This is a genomic window from Galbibacter marinus (genome assembly GCF_000300875.1).
Taxonomy (GTDB): domain Bacteria; phylum Bacteroidota; class Bacteroidia; order Flavobacteriales; family Flavobacteriaceae; genus Galbibacter; species Galbibacter marinus.
Window position 1 is genome coordinate 1 of the sequence record NZ_AMSG01000064.1, and the last position, 1,058, is coordinate 1,058.

General features: G+C 38.5%; 1 protein-coding gene. It reads right to left on the minus strand.

Translation table 11 applies throughout. The features are described from left to right. Position 1 precedes the first annotated feature (1 nt). On the minus strand, positions 2-1,057 hold the full coding sequence (locus tag I215_RS15575) for an NAD(P)/FAD-dependent oxidoreductase (protein ID WP_008992951.1): 1,056 nt from the start codon (positions 1,055-1,057) through the stop codon (positions 2-4). Position 1,058: the final 1 nt, after the last annotated feature.

Sequence of the window (1,058 nt, forward strand, 5' to 3'; positions counted from 1 at the left end):
GTTAAACGATACTTTTAACCACTTCTTTTTTGGCTTCTTTTTTGGTTCCATCAAAACCTTCTACTCCACCTACGGTGGTGTATTTCATGATGTATTTCTTATTAGGGAAAATTCGCTGATAGGCGCTCTGACACATCACAGCAGCCTCGTGGAATCCTGAAAGGATTAATTTTAATTTTCCAGGATAAGTATTTACATCCCCAATGGCGTAAACCCCTGGTATATTGGTTTGATAATCATAAGAATTATCAACTTTAATAGCATTTTTTTCAATCTCTAAACCCCAATCTCCAATAGGTCCAAGTTTTGGTGAGAGTCCAAAAAGTGGAATAAAGTGGTCGACCTCAATATGAGACTCTCCATTTTTAAGATGTTTTACCGTCAGGGCTTCAAGTCCTTGATCACCATGTAATTTGGTAACCTCAGCCTCTGTGATAAGTTCAATCTTTCCTTTTTTGGATAATTCTGCTACTTTTTCTACAGAATCAAGCGCTCCTCTAAATTCATTTCTTCTATGTACCAAATAAACCTCTGAGGCAACATCTGCAAGAAAAATTGACCAATCTAAGGCCGAATCTCCTCCACCGGCAATCAGTACTTTTTTACCCCTGAAGACCTCTGGATCTTTTATCATATAAGAAATCCCCTTGTCTTCATATTTGTCGATGTTTTCCAATTGTGGTTTTCTAGGCTCAAAACTACCAAGACCACCTGCGATAACAACTACAGGGGCATGATGCTTGGTTCCTTTATTGGTGGTCACTATAAAAGTTCCATCTTCCAATTTATCTAAAGTCTCTGCACGTTCTCCTAGAGTATATCCCGCATTAAAAGACTTAATCTGTTCCAGTAGGTTCTTCACCAAATCTCCAGCGAGGATTTCTGGGTATGCAGGAATATCATAAATTGGTTTTTTAGGATAAATCTCCGAGCACTGCCCACCAGGTTGTGGTAAAGCATCAATTAAATGACACTTTAGTTTCAACAATCCTGCCTCAAAAACTGTGAAGAGTCCCGTAGGTCCAGCTCCGATAATTAATATGTCTGTTTTAATCATA